This window comes from Acidovorax sp. SRB_14, assembly GCF_012932145.1.
Taxonomy (GTDB): Bacteria; Pseudomonadota; Gammaproteobacteria; order Burkholderiales; family Burkholderiaceae_C; genus Simplicispira.
The window spans coordinates 38,211-59,395 of sequence record NZ_MWOK01000010.1 but is presented as its reverse complement, the minus strand read 5'-3'; the positions used below and the strand labels follow the sequence as shown (position 1 = coordinate 59,395).

The window sequence follows — 21,185 nt, the reverse complement described above, 5'->3', positions numbered from 1 at the left end:
TGCCATGACGCGAACGCAAAGCCCGAAGCACGCACTCATTCGAGGTGCCTTGTGGACCTTGGGAACCCGATGGTCGATCAAGGCCCTGGGCTTTGTTAACACTGTCATCATGGCCCGGTTGATCCTCCCGGCTGACTACGGCATCGTTGCGATGGCTATGCTCTTTGTCGGCATGGTGCACGCCATGACAGATCTAGGTGTAGCCACTGCGCTTCTGCGCAAGGGTGATGTCACGCGCGATGAAATCGACTCTGCCTGGACTTTGAAGGCCATCCAGGGGCTGGTGTTGGCGGTGCTGCTGGTGGCCAGTGCAGGATTGGCCGCTACCTACTTCAAGGAGCCAAGAGTCCAACCGGTACTTTGGGTATTTGCCTTTTGCATGTTGCTCGACGGCGTCAATAACATCGGTCTCACACTCGCGCAGAAGAACTTCCGCTTTTCCCTGGATTTTCGAGTTAACGTTACGTCCAACGTTATCCGTGTCCTAATCACATTGCTGGCTGGCTATTTGTTAGGTGATTACCGGGCGCTGGTATTGGGGATCACTGCCGGATATTTGGTTGTTTTCGTGCTGAGTTATGTCCTGCACCCTTACCGCCCACGGTGGAGCTTTAGTCATATGGGTGAGATCTGGGGTGTAACGCGCTGGCTCATGCTGTCTTCTTTGGGGGCGTTCTTCCTTCAAAGGAGTGACGAATTCATCGCAGGTCGAGTGGGTTCAACGCAGGAGTTCGGTGAATACCATGTAGGCGGTGACCTGGGGCGCATGCCTGTGGCTGAGCTGGGGCCTCCCTTGGTACGCGCCTTTTTGCCCGTGCTGTCGGCCATGCAAAACGATAAGCATCGAATAAACGGCGCTGTGCTCAAAACCATGGCTGCGGCAAACGCCTTCACGATGCCGATTGCCGCTGGAGTGGCAATATTCTCGATCCCTCTCACTGCTGTCGTTCTGGGGCCGTCTTGGGTGCAGGCCTCGTCATATGTTGCTGTTTACGCATTGGTTGCATCAGCACAGTTTTCAGTGAGTCCCGTGGCCACACTGTTGATCTTGAACGGTCACACACGCTCGCTCAGTGCCATTGTGTGGATGGAGTTGGCAGTATTTGCAGCAGGGGTCGTGGTGTTGTTGCCATTGTTTCACTTGGTCGGATTGGTGTGGGCTCGTCTGTTATCGAGCGTATTCAGCGCTTGCATGACCACTTTGTACGCGCACAAGTTCTGTGGACTACACATCGGTGCGATTGCGCAATCGCTTTGGCGCCCTTTGCTTGGCGCGCTGGGTCTGTTTGTCCTTGGCACACATCTGATGGCAATAGTGAACCTTTCCAGCTGGCAGCAGTTGCTGTTTGGTGCATTCGCTGGAGCTATTTTCTGCAGCGTATGGGGGTTTTTCAGTTGGTGGGTTTCGGGGCGGCCTGAGGGGCTGGAGTCGACTTTGGTGGACTTGATTCGCTCGCGGGTGCCACCGGCTCAGGCTTAGTGATTTCTGCACGCCATTTCATCCGCCCGTCAGAAGATAAGTTTTCTTAATGAAAGACAAGCGATGAAAGTCATGGTCATATTCGGCACTCGTCCGGAAGCTATCAAGATGGCTCCTCTAGTCAAGGGCCTGCAGGACCGGGCCGGCGATATCGAGACGGTGGTGTGCGCAACGGCGCAACACCGCGAAATGCTCGACCAAGTGCTTAAGTTATTCGATATCGTGCCCAAGCATGATCTGAATATCATGAAACCTGGGCAGGATTTGTTTGACATCACCGGGAACATTCTCAGTGGGCTTAAACCTGTTCTGTTGCAAGAAAGACCCGATCTGGTGCTGGTGCATGGAGACACCACCACCACGCTGGCGGCGAGCTTGGCCGCGTACTACTCCCGGGTTCTGGTGGGTCATGTGGAAGCCGGACTCCGCACTGGCAACAAGCTGGCACCTTACCCTGAAGAAATGAACCGGCGCCTCGCTGGCGCGATTGCTGATATTCACTACGCGCCTACGGTCGCAGCCAAGGCCAACCTGCTGCGGGAAGGTGTGACGCCCGATTCAATTCACGTGACCGGCAACACCGTTATCGACGCATTGCTGGCTGTCGTCAAAAAACTGCGCGATGATACCAATACACAAGAGGCGCTGAAAGACCGTTTTGCTTTCCTGAATCCGAATCGACGGCTTATCTTGGTCACCGGTCACCGCCGCGAGAGCTTTGGCGACGGTTTTCAAAACATTTGCCATGCACTGGCGGACATCGCTGCTGAACACAACGATGTTGAGATCCTGTATCCGGTACATCTGAATCCCAATGTGCGCCAGCCAGTAGCTGACATCCTCGCTGCGCGAAAGCTCGACAATGTGCACCTCATGGATCCGGTGGACTACCTGCCTTTCGTGTATCTGATGGACCGATCTGACCTCATCATTACGGATTCAGGTGGCGTGCAGGAGGAGGCACCTTCTCTGGGTAAACCGGTGCTGGTAATGCGCGACATCACCGAGCGCCCGGAGGCAATAGACGCCGGCACCGTGCGCCTCGTGGGTACATCGCGTGAAAAAATTGTAGGTGAAACACGCCGATTGCTGACAGATAAAAATGAGTACGCCAAAATGTCGATGGCACACAACCCTTACGGCGATGGCAAGGCGGTGCAGCGGATTATTGACTCGATTCTAAATATGGAAGAGAACATATAAATGGCACGCGAATTCCAAAAAATTGTGGTGATGGGGTTGGGTTATATCGGGCTTCCAACCGCCTCCATGTTGGCTACCAAGGGGCACTCCGTGTTAGGTGTGGATGTGAGTGAAGTCGCGGTAAATACCATTAATTCCGGCCATATCCACATCATTGAGCCAGATCTCGACATCCTGGTCCGCTCGGCCGTTAACAGTGGAAATCTGCGCGCATCGCTTACCCCGGAGGAAGGCGATACCTTCATCTTGGCAGTGCCCACGCCCTTCAGGGAAGAGGGCGGCAATGCCAAGGCACCTGATCTCTCGTACGTGGAGGCTGCCACGCGGGCCATTGCGCCCTACTTGCGTGAGGACAACTTGGTCATCCTGGAATCGACCTCACCGGTAGGCACCACCGAAGTGGTTGAGCACATCATCACCAGCCTGCGCCCCGACTTGGCCGGCAAAGTGCACACTGCACACTGCCCTGAACGCGTGTTGCCCGGCCACATCCTACGCGAGCTGGTGGACAACGATCGCATCATTGGAGGCACTACCAAGGCCGCCATAGCCAAGGCGCGCTCACTCTACAAAACGTTCTGCAACGGTGCCATTCTGGAGACCGACAGTCGCACGGCAGAGCTGTCGAAACTGGTGGAGAACTCGTTTCGCGACGTTAACATTGCTTTCGCTAACGAGTTGTCTGTCATCTGCGACAAGTTGGGCATCAACGTGTGGGAAACCATCTCGCTGGCCAACCGTCATCCGCGCGTGAATATCCTGCAGCCTGGTCCCGGGGTGGGCGGGCACTGCATCGCGGTCGACCCTTGGTTCATCGTTTCGAGCGCACCGGAAGAAGCGCGTCTGATTCGCACGGCGCGTGAAGTCAACGACGCTAAGCCGCACTGGGTGATCGAGAAGGTCCGCGCTAAAGCAGAACGCTTCAAGGATCCGGTCATTGGATGCCTGGGCTTGACCTTCAAGGCCAATATCGACGACGTGCGGGAATCTCCGTCGATGGAAATCGTCAAGATGCTATTGAATTCGGGAATCGGCACCGTCATGGCCTGCGACCCCAATGTGGCGAAAGACAGGGCCCCATTCCCCTTGCACGACCTGAAGGATGTTCTGAAGAAGGCTGACATACTGTTGCTGCTGGTAGACCACCATGAATTCAGCGATATCGATCCGCAGGTGATCAAGGACAAGGTGGTACTGGACACCAAGGGCGTGCTGCGGTAAAGCTTGGAGAGCGCTGATGATCGAAGGTCTAATCCTTTTGGCAGAGCTCGTTGCAGTGATCATGCTGCTGTGGACGGTTCAGCGCCGCGACATGCCAGGTGCGCGCCTCCCGACGAACCTGTTCACTTACCGGGACACTGGGTGTCTTGGCAAGGGCACTACCCCACAGGGGCACGTTCGGAGTCATGACAATGCGTGATCTGGTCGCTTTGGGCGCAATGTTCTTCTTTGTGCCCCTGGCTTTCATGAATCCGTTTTCGGCCTACCTATTGTGGGGTTGGGGCGGGCTGATTGCGTTGAACTTTTATCTGTTCGGCTTCATGTCAGGAGTGCCCTATGTGTTTTTGTTTGCCCTGATCACACTAGCGCCCGTGCTCTTCCGCAAAGGTGTCATTCGCCAACCTTTTGAGCCGAACAGGACCGCAGTGCTCATGATCCTGTTTGTTGCTCATGGCTTCGTGTGTGCCGCGCTCGCCTACCCTGGACTTGAGCGCAATTGGGAGCTCTGGGGCAACGTGGCCAAGACCGCATTGTTCTGCCTTCTTATGCCCATGCTTGCGAACGATCGCTTTCGCATCCATGCAATTGTGGTGGTGATGGCGCTGGCCCTGAGTTTTCACGGTGTGCTTGATGGTCTCAAATTCATCGCAAGCGCCGGAGCCCACAACGCACAGTCCAATCCCAAGTTCGGTGACAACAACCATCTGAGTCTGATCTTGCTCATGGCGTTACCGGTCATTTATTACCTGCAGCATTACGCCGCCAAACGACTGGCGCGTTGGAGTTTTCTAGGTGCCTTGGTGCTTACACTTTTGGCCGTAATGGCCACTCACTCGCGGGCAGGCTTGATCGGCCTCTTTGTCGTGGGTGTGGCCGTGGTGCTCAGGACCCGGCGGCGATGGTCTGCCTTGACTGCGGTAATCCTGGCCACTGTGTTGATCACCGAAGTTGCCCCGGACGACTGGACCACACGCATGCAGACCATTCAGTTGGCAGACCAAGATGCCTCTTTCATGGGGCGCGTCGCTGCCTGGAAGGTCAGCTCCGCGATTGCTGTGGCCCACCCGTTCGTGGGGGGGGGATTTCGAGCTCTGCAGTCCTTTCCGGTGTGGGACCAGTTCCGCTTGGAGCAGGGACTATTGGGCTTCATCGATACGCCTGTGCTCAATCGCAGCGGTGTGGCGGCGCACAGCATCTGGTTCGAAGTAATGGGCGATATGGGGTTCGTGGGCTTGTTCCTCTTTCTGGCACTGCTGATCAATGCCTTCCTCACCCGACGGCAGATCTGGAAACTCGTGCGTGCCAATGGTGATGAACAACGGTGGGCCGGCGACTTGGCTGACATGTTGGGGATCTCACTTCTTGCGTTCGTGGTGACAGGCTCAACGCTCAGCGCAGCCTACTTTGAGCTGCCGTACGTCTGCATGATGCTGTTGGAGGTCATCAAGCAGCAGCAGCGCCGATTGAGCCATGCAACCCATCAGCGCTTGTGAATCTGATTGCACAATGGCGCCGCTTTTCAACCTGATCTCCCGCGGCAAGCTCACGGTGCTGCTGTTCCACAAGGTACCCAAGCATGCCCATATCCTGGATCCCGGCGAGCTAAATCTCGCCGGTTTCGAGCGTATTCTCGATGCGGCCATGCATTTTTTTCGCATCCTGCCGCTGCAGGAGGCCATTTCTGCACTGCAAACGGACAAGCTACCCCCGCGCTCAGCCTGCATCACTTTCGATGATGGCTACCCCGAGTGGTTGGCCAATGTGGTCCCCGTGCTGGAGCGCCGCGGTGTTCACGCCACTTTTTTCGTGACCACCGGTCAGTTCAATGGCCTGCCGATGTGGAACGAGCGAATCCTTTATGCAATAGAGCGCGCACCTGACAGCTTGGCGCCCTTGCTCCTGCAGGGCTCCGGGCTACAGCCGATCCGGCTGGACTCAGCGTTCCATCGCCAGCACGCGATTCGCCAACTGGATGCCTTTCTCAAGTACCAGCCCCCTGAGAGCAAAGAGCGCATGCTCGAGCAACTGGAAGCTCATGTCGGAGCGCAGCGCCATAATGTCCCGGTAATGTCCGCCGATGATCTTCGGGCCATCCATGCGAAGGGCTTTGGCATTGGTGGACATTCGGTCACCCACCCCATACTGAGCCGTTGTGAACAGGACTTTGCGTACCGTGAGATCGCGGGTGCGCGTGAAGACCTGGAAGCACGAATTCGAGGTCGTGTGTCGGCATTCGCATATCCCAATGGAATACCTGGCAAGGACTTTGGCCCGGAGCACATTGCCATGGTGCAGCGGGCTGGCTACGCGCATGCATTGACGACGCATCGAGGTGTTGCAACGGCGGGCACATCGCCGTTCCAGATTCCACGCTTTACGCCTTGGGGGCCGTCGCCAACCCGCATGGCATTACAGCTCATAAGAAACCTGTGTCAACGTCCCAAGACCTTGGTGGTTGATGAGCCGGCCGGGCGCCGGGCGATGATGGTTGCCTTCCATTTTCCACCCCAGGCAGGCAGCAGCGGCATCCAGCGCACCCTCAATTTCGTCAAGCACTTGCCCTCCAGTGGCTGGCAGCCGACCGTGTTGAGTGCCCATCCTCGTGCGTACGAGGAATGCAGTAGCGATCTCTTGCGGCAGATTCCCCCTACCACGCGGGTGGTTCGCGCCTTTGCCCTGGATGCCGCCCGGCACCTGAGCTTCAAGCGAAAGTACCTCGATGTACTCGCCCTGCCCGATCGCTGGTCCAGTTGGTGGTTGGGTGGGACGCTGGCCGGTTTGCGGGAAATCCGGCGTGAGCGTCCACAACTCATTTGGAGCACTTATCCGATTGCAAGTGCCCACTTGATTGGTGCGACCCTGCATCGTTTGACCGGTTTGCCGTGGGTGGCCGATTTCAGAGATCCGATGCTCAGTCCAGGCTATCCATCGGGCAAGTTGCAACGGCGCCTCTGGGAGGGGATTGAGGCCTACGCCATGCAGAATGCGAAGTTTTGCGTGTTCACCACCGAGCGCGCGCGCCAGACGTTTCAATTACGCTACCCGGACAAAGCCAACAAGTGCGTGGTGATTGAAAACGGTTACGACGAAGATGTGTTCACCTCGGCGCATCCAGTCCGCGTGGGCGTTCCGGTAAATCAATTCATGCTCTTGCATAGCGGCGTCATTTATCCGCAGGAGCGCGATCCAGGAGCACTTTTTGAAGCCGTGAAGCTGATTGTTGAGCAAGGCCTGTTGCCTCGTGCCTCTCTTAAGATCCGCTTTCGCGCAGCGCGACACGAATCGGAAGTCATGGCTTTGGCCCGTCTGCACGACATCGATGACATCGTCGAGTGCTTGCCTCCGATTTCGTATGCGGACGCCATCTCGGAAATGTTGGGCAGTGATGTCTTGTTAGTGTTTCAAGGCAGGGCATTCAATCCACAGATCCCCGCAAAGATATACGAGTACCTGCGCACCGGCCGCGCCATCCTGGGATTGATCGACTTCGAAGGCGATACGGCTCGCAAGCTCGAAACCTTCAAATGTGTCGAGCTGGCCTCCATCGATTCGTCGAAGCAGGTGATGCATAAGCTTTTGAAACTTCACGCCGAGTTCACGGCGTCAGGAGGAGTCGATATCTCGCACGATAACATCGCCCAGATCAAGCGGTACTCACGGAAGGACCAGGCGAGATTGCTGGCCGATGTGCTCGATCAGGTGCGTTCGAACGTACAGCCGGCCAGCCAGATGGGCCAAGACGTGCGCCAGCCATGAACAACCCACTCATCGTTCCACGAAAGATCGGCCTGCGGTTCCTGCTGGGGGAATGGGCGATCGGTATGTGGTATCCCCGCTTGGCCGTCATTGAACAACGCGATCTTGGTACGGTTGCGAGTCCGCAGGCGCCAGAGGCTTACGAGGTACTTCTGAGTGCGGATGCAGTTGGCGTTCTGTGCCGAAGGATTCAGCCGGCCCACTTTGATGTAGGCATTGGTAGGTATGGCCGCTGGCTGCGCTACGTGCGCAATCGCGATGTCCATCATTTCATCGAAATCCAGCAATCGTGGGATGCTTACTTCAGCAAGTTCACGGGGAAGTCCCGGCAGAACCTCCGCCGCACTGTGAAGCGGTTCACAGAAAGGCAACAAGGAAGCAACGGCGTCGAACTGATGACCTCACCCGCAGACATGCCCCGGTTCCACCGCGAAGCGTTGCGCATCTCTGAGCAGACCTATCAGCACAAACTGCTCAAGAGCGGACTGCCCACGGACGATGCTTTTGTTGCCCACCTGGACAAACTCGCACGCGAGGGTAGGGCCAGGGGCTATCTATTGCACGATGGTGACCATCCTGTTGCCTACGCTTGGTGCAGCGTGTCCGGTGATGTGCTCAAGTACGAAGTCGTCGGATATCTGCCCGAAAGCGCGGATCTGTCGCCCGGCACCGTTTTGCTGTACCACATCACCAAAGATGCGCACGCCATTCCGAATTGCAAGTTCCTGGACTTTGGTCCGGGGGAGGCACTCTACAAGTCCATGTTTGCCAACTGCAAGGTCGAGTATGTCGATCTGTATCTGTTCCGAATGACTGCGTTCAACATGCTGTTGGTGGGTCTGCATCGAAGTTTGTCTCTGGTCAATGAAGGTCTTGGGCGACTCTTTGAAGCTGTGGGTATGAAGTCACGGATTAAGCGTTTGATCCGTGCAATGAGTTGAAGTCACGAGGAAAGCATCTGACTCATGAAGACTAAGGTCTACTTCACTGTCGATACCGAAAACAGTATGGGCGGCGCGTGGTCCGATCCCACGCTAAGGCCAGTGCCCTCAGACCGGCGGATCCACTGCCGGATCGGTGGTGCGGACCATGGCATTGGTTGGATCTGCCAGCAACTCGTCAAGCGAAATTTCAAAGCCACTTTCTTCGCAGAAGTGTTTGCCTCTCAGGTGTTCGGGGAAGATGACAGCAGGCGTTGGATGGCGTATCTCAAGGATCATGGCCAGGATGTGCAGCTGCACACCCACCTCAACTTCCACTTCTACGCGCAGCAGCTGGCGCAAGGCACGCTAATTACCCGACGCACCGACGATCTGGTGCGCCTTGAGGACGTTGAACGGCGGCGCACGCTGGCCCAGGCCTGTGAGATCTTCGAGCGCCTGGTGGGCGAGCGCCCACGCGTCTTTCGAGCAGGCAATTGGGCATGCAGTCGGGAACTGCTCGCGGATCTGCTTCAACAAGGCATAGTTCTCGACTCGAGCTACAACCATGTCGTGAAGGGAAAGGGCTCATTCGATGAAACCAGTCTGAAAGTAAATGCCTTGCAGGTTGTCGACGGCATGTTCGAGCTGCCCGTGACCCTGGCCCACCAGATGCTGCCTGAGCCCCGGCTTCGCGAGGGGCTGCGCCCACTGGACCCAACCTCGATGAGCAGCTGGGAGCTTCGTTCATCGCTGGAGCAAGCTCAACAAGCGGGCATGGAGCATGTGGTGCTGGTGCTTCATTGCTTCAGCTTCGTCAAGAGCCGAGACGCGCAGTATCAAGACCTGCGGCCCGATAGGGTCGTTATGAATCGTTTCACGGCGCTCCTGGATCATTTGATGGCACACAACGATCGCTTCGAGGTGTCGACTTTGGGCGAGTTGGCCAATTCGTTGCGGCCGGTCGACTTGGTGACGGACACCCAGACCCGCATCCCTCAACTTGGCTTCGCGCGGCCGTTGGTGCGTAAACTGGTGCAGATCGCCAATCGGTTGACCTGAGCTGCGTGTACCCTGTTTTTGTCCTGTGACGAACTTCTGAATGGGATGATGAACGATGAAACTGCGAGCAATAATCAAGCGGATGCGGAATGCTTGGCGCCGGCACGGCTGGCGCATGTTCGGTCCCTTGTTACTTCACAATCTGCGCTACTACACCAAGCATTGGATGCGCCATGGCTCCCTGAGAATGCCACGCAGTTCGGTGGACCATATTCCCGGGGTGGAAACCCAGCGGGCGGTTTACTTGAGCGAGCTTGGCTACACGGGGACTGTTGGCGAAAGCGCCGAACCCTACCAACCCATTGATGAGGCGCAGTTTCGATCCGTGATGGAGGCTTTACCTATTAGGCTTGCCGACTACGCCTTTGTCGATTTGGGTTCCGGAAAGGGCAGGGCCTTGCTGCTGGCTGCGCAGGCCGGCTTTCAGACCATCACCGGCGTTGAATTCTCGGATGAGCTGCATCAAACTGCACAAAAGAACCTTGCGGCAGCACGCGACCGATGGCCCAACGTGGATCGCATCAAGTTGCTGTGCGGTGATGCGGCGCAATACCGACCTCCATTGGTGCCCGTTGTCTGCTATCTCTACAACCCATTTGGCGCCAGTGTGATGCGCCAGGTGATCGACGTGTGGGTCAGAGCGATGTCAACGCATTCGCAGGATGTCTGGGTGGTCTACAGCAATCCGACCCAGTCGGAACTTTTCATGAGCGAGCCTGTATTCGAGCACCAGTTCACCAAGGCGGGATCTGCGGTGTTTCGCCGCCGCGCGTGACACGGCACCGTTGAATCAAGCTGGCAGCATGGCTTCCAGTCCCATTTTTCGGGCCATCAAATCCAGGTTGAAGTTAAGGTCCAGCTCCAGGCCTTTGTGGTTCGATTTCTTGTAGTTCTTGTAGCCAATCTCACTGCAGTGGCCAGCAGTCAATTCTCGTTCGTGCAACCTCACGACACGCTGCTTGTACTGCTGCTCCCAGTAAGAGATGCCCACGCCACTGTCGTACCAATACTCTGCCCGCAGTGCTTTCTCTTCGGGCGGGCCATTGGGATGAATGTGAAAGTTTCGCCACCAGCCGCAGCCCTTTTCAAATTGATGTCTGCTGGCCGCCTCCGTGGTGCAGCCGAGAAGTTCCCAGTAACGATGTGTCTTGCGATTGAAGTAATGACGCAATCCACCGGTGGAATGAACGGCAGCCATCTGACCATTCTCAAGGGCGTCAAACTGGGAGGAAAACTTGTGCATCTTCTCCATGGGCATCAATAGATCAGCGTGCCAGAAGGCAAGTTTTGGAGCCCACAAAAAGGCGAATTCCAGCGGGAAGTGTGGCCACACAACTTTGAGTTTGAGCTCTTTGCCGAAGTCGATAAAGATCGAGCCAGGCAGGGTCGTGAGTTGCTCTGGCTGACAGTTGGGGTCGTGGCCCACCACCGGAGTCCACCCCGCTTCAAGCACCATGCGCTGCTGCAGCAAGGACCATCGATGCGAAATGTTCCAGCAAAGCCAGAGCTTTTGCTCGTTGCCAACTTCCTTTTTCCAGTTGGCTGCAGCCTCGAAAATGGCATCCAGCGGGAGATCGAAATCTCCCCAGTTGCCAGTGCCATTTTTGCCTTCTTTTCTCTTGATGAGTTCCCAATTCATGGATCATCCGTTCTTTGTGGTGTCGGTCGAGCGCTGTAGCCCATCAGGTCTCATGCCCTCGTACGATGGGCGATGGATCGTCCGCACTGTGGTGACTGACTATGAGGGATGGGTTAGGAGGTTTGATCGAAAGCGGTCTCTCCACAAGCAGATACAGGGCAGCTGAGGGGGGCAGAGTCATCAAAAATGCGATGGGAAGAAGCAGCCAGAAGAACCATGGTCCCAGAACAGCGCTGGGAAATACGCTCGCAAGAATAAGAAAGGCTGACTTGAGGGCAAGGCCGTGTATCAGGTAGTAAGAGTAGCTTATGTTTCCCAACCAGCGAAGCGGTGTCCAGGTGAACGCTTGCGCGAGCCCTCCCGAAGGATTTTTGAAGCAAGTCAGACAGGTTGTGAAAAATGCAAAGAACAGGACCAAAACTTTGAAGGCGTTTCCCACAGACCCACCCAGGGGCAGCAGCAGAGCCAAAAGACCAGCCACCAGTAGCAGCAAGGCGAGCGGACTTGAGGGAGTGGATAAAGCGGTGGCTCTGGTGCTTTCAAAAAGGAGGATGCCTGCAATGAACATGACAAGTCGCATGTGCCCGCCATTCAATGCGCAGTAAATCGTAGTCGCTAAAGTGACGACAAGAAAAAACGTTGTGCGCCAAACAGCACTGCGGTGGTGCAGATTCAAAAGCATGATCACGCCCGGGATTGCTAAGTAGTACAGCATTTCATAGCTCAGCGACCAAGCAACGGTGATGATGGGCTCGATCGGAAAAATGCCTGGGAGCAAAAGCACATTTTGGATGAGGTAGACACTGCCTGCTGCGAACGTGGAAGGCAATTTGCTCTCACTGGGAAAAGCGAATGAAAGCATCAGATACAAGAGCAAAACCACCAAGAACGCGGGATAGATTCGCTCGATGCGCCTTGACATAAATCTTAGAAAGGGCTGCTGCCGATCCATCAGCGATCCATAGATCAAGTAGCCACTCAGGACGAAAAAAAGATCCACGCCGCTGTTGCCTATGGTGTGCATGGCATGGCTTATGATCCAGGTGATTGATTCCTTGGCGACCCAAGGTTCAACCAGCGACACATAGTGAACCAGAAATACGAGAAAGACAGCAAAACCTCGCAGCCCTTCCATCGGTCTGATGTTGTCCTGACTGCCCCCACGCGACAGTTCAAAACGTTGAGCGAACCAGTTCATCAACAAACTCCGGCTTCTTTGCATTTATTCCGTGCGCAGGCGATGGCTCGCACCGGTGTCAAGAGTTCACTAACCGGACGTATTGATCGTGCGCGCGTGTCCAAGTGAACTCGCGAATCACGCACAGTCGAAGTTTCTGGCCCATGGCTCTTCCTTTTGCAGGGTCGTTCAGAACGGAACGAAGCGCTTTCGCCAGTTCACCAGGTCGATCGGGATTTACAAGGAGCCCGGTCAGCGTATCGTCGATGATCTCCGGGATGCCACCTACCTTGGATGCAATTACAGGTAGCGCGAAACAGCCTGCTTCCAACACAACGATGCCAAAGGCCTCCTGCCTCGATGGCAATACGAAGATGCTGGCTTTGCTGAAATAGTTTGCGATTTTTTCATGTGGAACGTCGCATAAGAAGGACACCCTAGATGTAATGCCTCCCGTTTCACACATTCTCTGGAGATTATGGAGCTCTGGGCCTGATGCTCCCAATAACACCAAAGTCAGATCTGGATATTCACTCGATATTTCACAGAACGTCTTGATTAGAACGTCTTGCCCCTTCTGTTTATCGAACTTTCCTATCGAAAGTATTACTCGTCCAGCAGGGTCTGAAGGTAACCGGGCCGCCTGGGATATGAATGCTTCGGCATTCACTCCGTTGTGAATGACGACGAGTTTCTTTGGTTGTCCCATGATGTCGTGGATCCGGCGGCTTAGATCGTTTGAGCAGGCGACGACAGCTTTGACGTCGTGGGCCAATTTCATCCACTGTTTGCGCTCCTTCGCCGAGGCTGTTTCGATGGCAGTCAGGTCCGTGCCGTGATACGAAAGCAGGACGGGCACTTCCATGCCAATTTGGCTAAGCATTTCTGTCAACGAAAACGCATTGGCGCCTGGGTAGTGCAGGTTGATAGCCGCGACACGGTAATCGAGACAAAACTGCTTGAATGACGCCCGAAACCTCAGCATCCACAAGGCGTACATGATCCGTTGCTTCAAGCTCATGGCCGGCGTCAGGGTTCGGACTCTCCACCGAACAACAGGAACATTGCCAAATTTCTCCCACACGGGCTTCGGTGCGTCCCAGTCATCAATCAGGAAGATAGGCTTGAACGATCCGGCTCTGTCCATTTCAGTCGCCAGATTGATCACGACTTGGTTGACGCCGCCCACATGTTCCAGAGACCAAGGCACTACGAACACATAGGCAGAAAGCGTGGGTTTTTTTGGCATCTCAATCAAGGTATCGACCTGGAGATATGGGGGCCAAGCCGGTTCGCAAGCATCACTGGAAGGTTCTTCCAGACGGCAATTGCCAACTTGTACTTGGGATTACCCGGGTTAATTTGGGGAATTGCACTCCCATCGGCCATCCAGTAGTGCCAGAAGAGCGGCACCACCTGGGCGCCCCATTCTTTTTTGAAGTGGTAGGTGCTGGCGTCGGCGGTAGAGCGGCCGAAATCGAAGGTGGTGCAACCGGTCTGGAAGGCGTGGCAGAGCATCGTCCAGTAAAGCACCATGTTGGCGTTCAGGCTGTTGGCTGCGCGCAGGGTGGATGCCCAGGGCACTTCCATGCGCTGGCCATGCCGAAGCACCAGGGACGCTGCCACGGCCTTGCCTCCTGTGTTTCGGCCCACCACCAATTCGGGCCGCCCCGGCGCTTCTTTCAGAACGAGTTCGAAGAAGCGCTTGGCATACACCGGCGTTCCTAGGTCCCGCATATTGGTGGAAAACACGCGGTAGAAATCGTCGAGCAGTTCCGCTCCGCCGACCTCGAATGCGAGGCCGTGGCTCTGTCCCTTCTTGATCTTCGCGCGCCGTTTGCTACCGATCTGAGACCACAGCGCCTCTTCGGTGCCGGGCAGGGGCAGCCACATGGAAACCTTTTCGGTTCGCATCGGCCAGGATTCGCTGGGTACCCTTTCACGTAGCTCTAGGTGCGAGCAGCCCAGGTCCCGGGTCAGTGTGGCCGCATGCGCTATCAGTCGGGCCCGAACCTCATTGTCTTCGGCCAGCACGCCTCCGTAGTTGAGAAACGGCATCGACACCAGGAAGTTGCCGAAAAGGATGCTTTGAAGTTGGACCAGGGGCAATACGCCCACGATGCCTTGCCCCCGCTTGGCTACGAGGTAGTGGCTCGCGTGGCCAAACGCCTGGAAACAGATGTTGCGCCAGCCGCTGAGATGGTAGCTGGAGGCCTCGGGACGGCGCCCGACGAACGTGTCCCAGGCAAGGCTTTCCGCGTCGTCCAGGAGGGAAATCGTCACCGGCTCGTTGCGCTCTTGGACGCAGGGAGCTACATCGACGGCCGCGGCGGGCCTGTCGGGCGGCGGTGGCGAAGCGATGGGCGCGGTGGCCGCTTGGATCCGTTGAAGGAGGTTGCTCTCCTGAAGGCTCAGAAGCCGGCACTGTTCCAGCAGGTCTTCGACGTTTTCACCGTTTTTCTTGGCGGCCCCGATCACGCGGGACAGTTGCTTGCGCTTCCGGCGCATCCGAGCCAGTTGATCGCTCAACGAAACCGATTCAGCGGGTGGCAATTCGGCGGAAGACGGGCCGGTTGGGGAGAGCTGATTCATGCGAGGGAGGGCTCATGCATGCGGAGGAGGGGTATTGCGGGCATTCTCGCACGCAGGTTGAAGATTCGTGCGGGCTGGCGGGCCCCGGCGCAGTGCGAATGGGCAGGTCGTTCCCCTACAATCCGCGCTGACCCCCCGGCCGGGTGGTTGGTCAATCAGCGGGCAGGGTGATCCGGAGTCATCGAGCCGTTCGAGCAAACTGCATGAGCCAGAAAATCAGAACCCTGCTTTTTTCCACCCTCTACCCCAGCAGCGCCCGACCCGTGCACGGCATTTTCGTCGAGACCCGGTTGCGCGAACTGTTGAAGAGTGGTCAGGTGGAAACCCAGGTGGTGGCACCGGTTCCATGGTTTCCGTTGAAACATTCCGCCTTCGGTGCGTGGGCACGCATGGCGGCCACGCCCGCGCACGAAATGCGCAACGGCGTGCAAGTGCATCACCCCCGTTACCTGCTGCCGCCCAAGGTCGGGCAGAACATCGCTCCTTATGTGCTGGCGGCCGGCGCTTTGCCCACCATCCGCAGGCTGATCCGAGACGGGTTCAACTTCGATCTGATCGATGCGCACTTTTTCTACCCCGACGGCGTGGCCGCGGCCATCATTGCGCGCAAGCTCGGCAAACCCTTCGTCTGCACCGCCCGCGGCTCCGACATCACGCTCTATCGCCAGTTCGCCACGCCCAACCGCTTGATTCGAGGCGCGCTCGCGGCGAGCTCGGCCAACATCGGTGTCTGCACCGATCTGGTCGCCCAGATGGTCGAGCTGGGCGCCGACCCCGCCAAGAGCCTGACGTTACGCAATGGCGTGGACCTGGTGCGTTTCCAGGTCATGGACCGGGTCGAGGCACGCCGGCAGCTGGGCCTGCCCGAACAGAGCCTGGTGCTGGTGTCTGTGGGACATCTGGTAGAGGTCAAGGGCCATCACCTAGTGATCGAGCTGCTGTCGCGCCTGCCCGAGGCTCGCCTGATGATTGTGGGATCCGGTCCCTGGCTGCAGCGGTTGCAGTCGATGGCACAGTCGCTCGGAGTGCAAGACCGGGTGACGTTTGCGGGCTCCCAACCCAATGAGCACCTCAAGACCTATTACAGCGCGGCCAACGCTCTGGTGCTGGCCTCAAGCCGCGAGGGATGGGCCAATGTGTTGCTGGAGGCCATGGCCTGTGGGACCCCGGTCGTTGCCACTCGGGTCAACGGCACGCCCGAAGTGGTGGCCAGCCCGCGCGCCGGTCGTCTGGCCTGTGTGCGCGACGTGGCCCATTTGCAAAAGGCGCTGAGCGAACTGCTGGCCGCTTACCCCGAGCAGGCACAAGTGCGTGCCTACGCCGAACTCTTTTCCTGGGAAGACACCACCCGCATGCAATGCGAGTTGTTCACTTCCGTCCTAGCCGCGAAGTAATCGAGGTGACGCATGAATGTCTCAGCGGTCGTGTTGTCGTTCAACTCCAAGCGCTACATCGACAAGTGTGTTCGCAGCCTCGTTCACTGCCGCGATGTCACCGGGCTTTCACTGGAAATCCTGGTGATCGAGAACGGCTCCGTCGATGGGAGCGTGGAGATTCTCAAGGCACTGCAGCAAGAGGTGGGGGCGGTATTGCAGGTGACCTACCTGCCACAAAACACCGGCACCACCCGCTCGCGCAATCTGGCGCTGAAGAAGGCCACGGGAGAAGCCATCCTGGTGCTCGACTCGGACGCTTACATGAATCCGCAGGCCCTGGTGGCCTTGCTGAACTACCTGAAGGCGCAGCCCCAGGCCGGGCTCGTGGCGCCCAAGCTGATCTACCCTTCGGGAAAATTCCAGCTGAGCGTCGATATGTTTCCCACCGTCGGGCGCAAGCTCCAGCGACTGGTAGCGCTGCGCGAGCTGGAGAGCCGCGAGCCACCGGCCCGCCCAGGTCCGGTCGATTACGCCATTTCCGCCTGCTGGTTGCTCAGCGGGCAGGCTGTGGAGCGCACGGGGCTGCTTGACGAGCGCATCTTCTATTCTCCCGAAGATGTGGACTATTGCATCCGGCTGTGGAAGGCTGGATATGAAGTGCACTACCTGCCCGAGGTGTCGGTGGTTCACGATGCGCAGGAAATCTCGCGGCCCAAAGGGTTGAGCATCAACAGCTTCGCGCTGCGCCACGCCAAGGGCCTTGCCTACCTGTTCTTCAAACACCGCTACGGGCTTTCTTTGCGCGGCCTGCATCGGCGCCTCAATCGATCGCTCTGATGTTTATCCGGCTTTCGACACAGCCATGAAAATACTTCACGTCTTTGATCATTCGGTGCCCATTCAAGATGGCTATGCCACCCGAAGTTGGGCAATCTTGCAGGAGCAGAAGGCGCGCGGCTGGCAGGTACTTCCGGTGACCGGCCCAAGGCAAGGCTCATTCGCCGATGGAGAAGATGTGGTGTCAGGTATCACATTCCGGCGAACCTGGGAGCAGCCATCTCTGGGGTCCCAATTACCGGTGCTGCGGCAGCTATGGACGATTTGGCTCATGTACCGGCGCTTGAACCAATTGATACCTGAACTGAGGCCCGACGTCGTGCATGCGCACTCACCTGCGCTCAACGGTGTGGCAGCCTACTGGGCCGCGCGGCGTTTTGGCTTACCTCTCGTATATGAGGTGCGCGCCTTCTGGGAGGATGCTGCGGTTGATCAGGGAACCAGCGCCGAGCATGGTCTGCGGTACCGGCTCACGCGGGCACTGGAAAACCATGTGTTCAGGCGTGCCCACCGTGTCGTGGCCATCTGCGAAGGGCTCCGATTGGATATCGAGGCGCGACAACTCTGCGGCCAACCTGTGGCGGTAGTGCCCAATGCTGTCGAGCACGAGCGGTTTGCACTACCTACTGCTCGGGACACGGCGTTGGCCGACAAGCACGGACTGCAACTGGGCCACACGCTCGGCTTCATCGGATCGTTCTACGATTACGAGGGACTCGATCTGGCGATTCGCGCCATGCCGGGCCTCCTGGCGCAAGACCCCGACATGAAGTTGGTGCTGGTGGGCGGAGGGCTGCAGGAACACGCTTTGCGTGAACTGGTTCAGACGCTCGGGTTGCAGCAGCAGGTGGTTTTCACTGGCAAGATTCCGTTCGCTGAAGTCGAGCACTACTATTCCGTGATCGACGTGTTGGTCTATCCCCGCAAATCGCTGCGTCTGACTGAAACCGTGACGCCACTCAAGCCGCTCGAAGCCATGGCGCAGCGCCGTGTGTTCGTCGCATCCAATGTGGGCGGCCATCGTGAGTTGATCAAGGATGGTGAGACTGGCGTGCTCTTCAAGGCGGATGATGTGGATGCACTGGTGGAGGCGGTTCGAAGACTCTTGTCAAATCCAGAGCTGCAGCGCCATCTGCAAGCGAACGGCGAGCGCTTTGTGCGTGAAGAGCGCAACTGGCGCAGCAGCGTGGCGGTGTATGACGCTGTCTACGCTGGTGCAGTGAAGGCGGCGGCTGCACCAGCGCATTAGTCGCTGAGTTCAATCAGCGCGGGACGATGGCCCAGTTCGGATCCTTGGCGAACTCAGCGTCCATCAAGGGTGTCATAGCTTTCCACTTGGCGTAGGCGGCGACCGCTCCTGTTGCTTGAGCACCCGCTGCAGCGCCCAGCATACCCCGGGCGTATGCGGCATATCCACCGGCATTGTCGGGATAGCCATCTGCGAGCGTGAGACTGCTGCAGGCCTTGCCTACATCGGCGGGGTAGTTGGCGGCGTAGAGCTGGCTCCAAGTAGTGAAGTAATTGCCTTGTGCGTCCGCATTTTTCCAGTAGTAACCCGGTGCATGCGCTGCACAGAAGCCGTTCGCATCGTTCATGAAGCGGCCCACGTTGAACTGGCTGAACCAGTCATGCACATCTTTCGCGTTGGGCTCGTTGTTCTCGGCCAGCAGCGCCATCACCGTGCCCACGAAGTCGTTCTGCCACGGCGGTGTCTGGCCCACCTCATGCTGGATGGCTCCCATTGGTGAGCCCAGGTGGTTGACCACATAGTTCTGCTTGTACCAGGCGAGGTTGTTGTCCAGAACGGTCTTGAAGTACGACTTCATGCTGTGGTTGTCTGGAACGATCCGATAGGCTTCGCCAATCGAGCGCAAGGCCCAGGCGGAGCCGCGCACTTGCTGGCGATTGATCAGGCTCTTCCCAAACTCGCGGTAGCTTGCAGGCATCGAAAAAACGTTCCACGAAGCCCAGAACATCGCCTCATCAAGGTAAAAATTATCGCCCGTCAGAAGGTAGGGAACATAGACATACGACGCTTGGTGGGCGGTGTCGGGTCCCCAGATGGTTGGGTCCGTGCTGTCCGGTAGGTTGTTGCTGTTGAAGTGCGTCGAAACGTTCGGGTTGGCGACCGTATTGATGGGGCTGTCGGTGTTCTCGTCGCGGAAGTGAATCGGTACGGCAGCGGCAGCATCGGCCACGGCCATCATGCTGGCGCGCGCCCGCTCGTCTTGCGAAATCAGGTAGAGGGCAGTCCAGCGTGGGAGTGGGCCAATTTCGGGACGACCGCCGGTGGAACCAAAGCTCGGTTCCAAGAATGCGTTGCCCATCGGACCCAAAGTGGCTTGTTGGGTGCGCGCTCGCGCAAGATTTGTCGCCTCTGCAGCCAGGGTGGCTTCGGATACCCGTATGCTCAAGTCGTAGTTCCAGACTGCGCGGCTGTCCAGAAAATACCGCATGTTGTGCCGAAGCTGTACCTTGGGCTCGACGCCCGTCCACAACACCTTTTGCCAGCGCGCATGGTGATAGTGGGTAAAGATGGGTTGTTGGTGCACCGTAGCGCCGTTCACTTTGAAGGCCATCTCATACGTGATGTTCTTGGGGTTGGCCTTGAACGTCCAGTTATTCTCGATGATCACGTTGGTACGGATTTTTTGGCCTCCTTCAAACATCCGTGTGTCCAGTCGCGCGGTGAGAAAGTCGTGTGTCTTGCCCGTGGATACGTTCTTGAAAGGTATTGCCAATTTGAATTCGGATGCCACCGGACCGTGAAATCGACGATTCGCGCTCGACTGGCTGGCATTGGCCATGGAGATTTGCTGTTTCAGCAGATCCTGCCCATCAATGACCCAGGTTTGAGGAGCCTCGTAGTTCGATTGGTTGACTTGCGTTATCTTGGCTTGGCCGCTGTAGCTGAAGCTGACCTGAAATGCGCCTTGGGAAGGATTCTTGGTCTTGAGCCACAGTTTCTCGTAGCCCCCACCGATCTTTTCCCCGATGTACGTCTGGCTTTGGCTGTTGACCAGTTGCTGGAAGGCCTCGGCAATCTTAGTGAGTGTGATGTAGCCCCCGCCAGCCATGTCAGACGTGATTGTTTGCTGAAAACTCTCTGTGGTGGGGCCGGTGATCGTCATGACGATCTTCTCGCCCACTAGAAACGGTGTGCCATCCGTGTGGCCGTTGCGGTCACCAAACGTGACCACGTTGACCTGCTGGTTGTAGATCTTGGCTTCGAGAGACAGATTCCACGCCGGATTGCTAGGCAAGAGCTGAGGCGGAGCACTGGCGGAACCGGTGAACAGGTTGATGATTCGACGCTCCCCCGCTTGCAGGCCAGAAAGTTGCGCATTGAGTACCGCAAAACGGCTTGAGCCATCTCTGTGAGAGGAGATGTCATCGTATTGCAGGGGAACCGGCTGATTGAAATTGTCTCGAGCTACCAGTCCTGTTTCTTTGTGTTTCCAGTCACCGGTCTTGAAGGGTTGCCCAAAGGTGACTGGCACGCTAGCCTGAGGTTGTGGGCTGGTTGAGGCTACTTCGATGCAGGTGATGGCCCCCGCCGCGCAGCGGAATGGTGCGGTTGCAATGAGAACGGGTGCGGGCGGTAGCGCGGGTGGAAGCGCTACAGCCGTGGACGGGGACGCTAATTTTCGTTGTTCCTCTGAGGGAGTAGCGGCGCTGTCGCTGCCGCCTCCACAGCCCGTGATGGCGGTTAGAAAAAATAAGCCAGATAGCCACTTTCGACTTGCGTGGCGGAGCGTGTGCGTTCGAACTGTAAGAATTTTCACGGAAGATATTTGATGCTTAGCTTGCAAATTTTGCTGCTGGGTACTGCAGTATGTTTTAGACATCGCAGGACTACGCCTAGCACCCGAGCACTAGATCAGCGCAGCTACGTTGGGAGATTGTGCGACAAGCGTTTGTG

At 57.2% G+C, this 21,185-nt stretch carries 16 protein-coding genes; 11 read left to right on the top strand and 5 right to left on the bottom strand.

Features of this window, described 5'->3' with window-relative positions; all coding sequences use genetic code 11:
- Positions 1-4: 4 nt before the first annotated feature.
- The 8 genes from B2J86_RS09745 (at position 5) to B2J86_RS09710 (ending at position 10,417) form a co-directional block, all read left to right on the top strand.
- Positions 5-1,480 carry a lipopolysaccharide biosynthesis protein gene (locus B2J86_RS09745; RefSeq protein ID WP_216842348.1) on the top strand — a complete coding sequence of 492 codons (1,476 nt, stop codon included), beginning with the start codon at positions 5-7 and terminating at the stop codon, positions 1,478-1,480.
- Between the two features lie 63 nt (positions 1,481-1,543).
- Positions 1,544-2,683 (top strand): non-hydrolyzing UDP-N-acetylglucosamine 2-epimerase, encoded by a 1,140-nt coding sequence (wecB, locus tag B2J86_RS09740; protein WP_173025402.1) that lies wholly within the window; start codon positions 1,544-1,546, stop codon positions 2,681-2,683.
- On the top strand, positions 2,684-3,904 hold the full coding sequence (gene wecC, locus B2J86_RS09735) for a UDP-N-acetyl-D-mannosamine dehydrogenase (protein WP_169167504.1): 1,221 nt from the start codon (positions 2,684-2,686) through the stop codon (positions 3,902-3,904). It abuts the gene before it with no gap.
- A 191-nt stretch (positions 3,905-4,095) separates the two neighbouring features.
- Positions 4,096-5,397, top strand: a complete 1,302-nt coding sequence (locus tag B2J86_RS09730; protein ID WP_173025401.1) for a putative O-glycosylation ligase, exosortase A system-associated — start codon at positions 4,096-4,098, stop codon at positions 5,395-5,397.
- Positions 5,375-7,660 carry a polysaccharide deacetylase family protein gene (locus B2J86_RS09725; RefSeq protein WP_173025400.1) on the top strand — a complete coding sequence of 762 codons (2,286 nt, stop codon included), beginning with the start codon at positions 5,375-5,377 and terminating at the stop codon, positions 7,658-7,660. Before B2J86_RS09730 ends, B2J86_RS09725 begins: the two co-directional genes overlap by 23 nt.
- A complete protein-coding gene (locus B2J86_RS09720) occupies positions 7,657-8,601 on the top strand; it encodes a GNAT family N-acetyltransferase (protein ID WP_173025399.1) in 945 nt (314 codons plus the stop codon). The genes B2J86_RS09725 and B2J86_RS09720 overlap by 4 nt, the downstream gene beginning before the upstream one ends.
- Before the next feature lie 24 nt (positions 8,602-8,625).
- A complete protein-coding gene (locus tag B2J86_RS09715) occupies positions 8,626-9,642 on the top strand; it encodes a hypothetical protein (protein ID WP_173025398.1) in 1,017 nt (338 codons plus the stop codon).
- A gap of 55 nt (positions 9,643-9,697) precedes the next feature.
- Positions 9,698-10,417: a class I SAM-dependent methyltransferase gene (locus tag B2J86_RS09710; RefSeq protein WP_173025397.1), complete on the top strand. Its 720-nt coding sequence runs from the start codon at positions 9,698-9,700 to the stop codon at positions 10,415-10,417.
- Positions 10,418-10,432: 15 nt separating this feature from the next.
- Here B2J86_RS09710 and B2J86_RS09705 read toward each other — a convergent pair whose 3' ends face one another.
- The 4 genes from B2J86_RS09705 to B2J86_RS09690 are packed head-to-tail and all read right to left on the bottom strand — an operon-like array spanning position 10,433 to position 15,050.
- Positions 10,433-11,281 carry a hypothetical protein gene (locus B2J86_RS09705; RefSeq protein WP_169167510.1) on the bottom strand — a complete coding sequence of 283 codons (849 nt, stop codon included), beginning with the start codon at positions 11,279-11,281 and terminating at the stop codon, positions 10,433-10,435.
- Positions 11,282-11,324: 43 nt separating this feature from the next.
- On the bottom strand, positions 11,325-12,479 hold the full coding sequence (locus B2J86_RS09700) for an acyltransferase (RefSeq protein ID WP_173025396.1): 1,155 nt from the start codon (positions 12,477-12,479) through the stop codon (positions 11,325-11,327).
- 58 nt (positions 12,480-12,537) lie between these two features.
- Positions 12,538-13,707, bottom strand: a complete 1,170-nt coding sequence (locus B2J86_RS09695; RefSeq protein ID WP_216842347.1) for a glycosyltransferase family 4 protein — start codon at positions 13,705-13,707, stop codon at positions 12,538-12,540.
- Positions 13,708-13,712: 5 nt separating this feature from the next.
- Positions 13,713-15,050, bottom strand: coding sequence for a FemAB family XrtA/PEP-CTERM system-associated protein (locus B2J86_RS09690; RefSeq protein WP_216842346.1), 1,338 nt, complete (start codon positions 15,048-15,050; stop codon positions 13,713-13,715).
- A gap of 203 nt (positions 15,051-15,253) precedes the next feature.
- On the opposite strand from B2J86_RS09690, the gene B2J86_RS09685 reads away from it, so the two are divergent.
- Genes B2J86_RS09685 through B2J86_RS09675 form a run of 3 tightly spaced genes read left to right on the top strand, consistent with a single transcriptional unit; the run spans position 15,254 to position 18,512 of the window.
- Positions 15,254-16,444 (top strand): glycosyltransferase family 4 protein, encoded by a 1,191-nt coding sequence (locus B2J86_RS09685; RefSeq protein ID WP_216842345.1) that lies wholly within the window; start codon positions 15,254-15,256, stop codon positions 16,442-16,444.
- Positions 16,445-16,456: 12 nt separating this feature from the next.
- The gene (locus tag B2J86_RS09680; protein WP_173025394.1) at positions 16,457-17,263 is read left to right on the top strand and encodes a glycosyltransferase family 2 protein; all 807 of its coding nucleotides are present in this window, start codon (positions 16,457-16,459) and stop codon (positions 17,261-17,263) included.
- A 25-nt stretch (positions 17,264-17,288) separates the two neighbouring features.
- On the top strand, positions 17,289-18,512 hold the full coding sequence (locus B2J86_RS09675) for a TIGR04063 family PEP-CTERM/XrtA system glycosyltransferase (protein ID WP_173025393.1): 1,224 nt from the start codon (positions 17,289-17,291) through the stop codon (positions 18,510-18,512).
- A gap of 13 nt (positions 18,513-18,525) precedes the next feature.
- Here B2J86_RS09675 and B2J86_RS09670 read toward each other — a convergent pair whose 3' ends face one another.
- On the bottom strand, positions 18,526-20,763 hold the full coding sequence (locus B2J86_RS09670) for a hypothetical protein (protein WP_173025392.1): 2,238 nt from the start codon (positions 20,761-20,763) through the stop codon (positions 18,526-18,528).
- Positions 20,764-21,185: the final 422 nt, after the last annotated feature.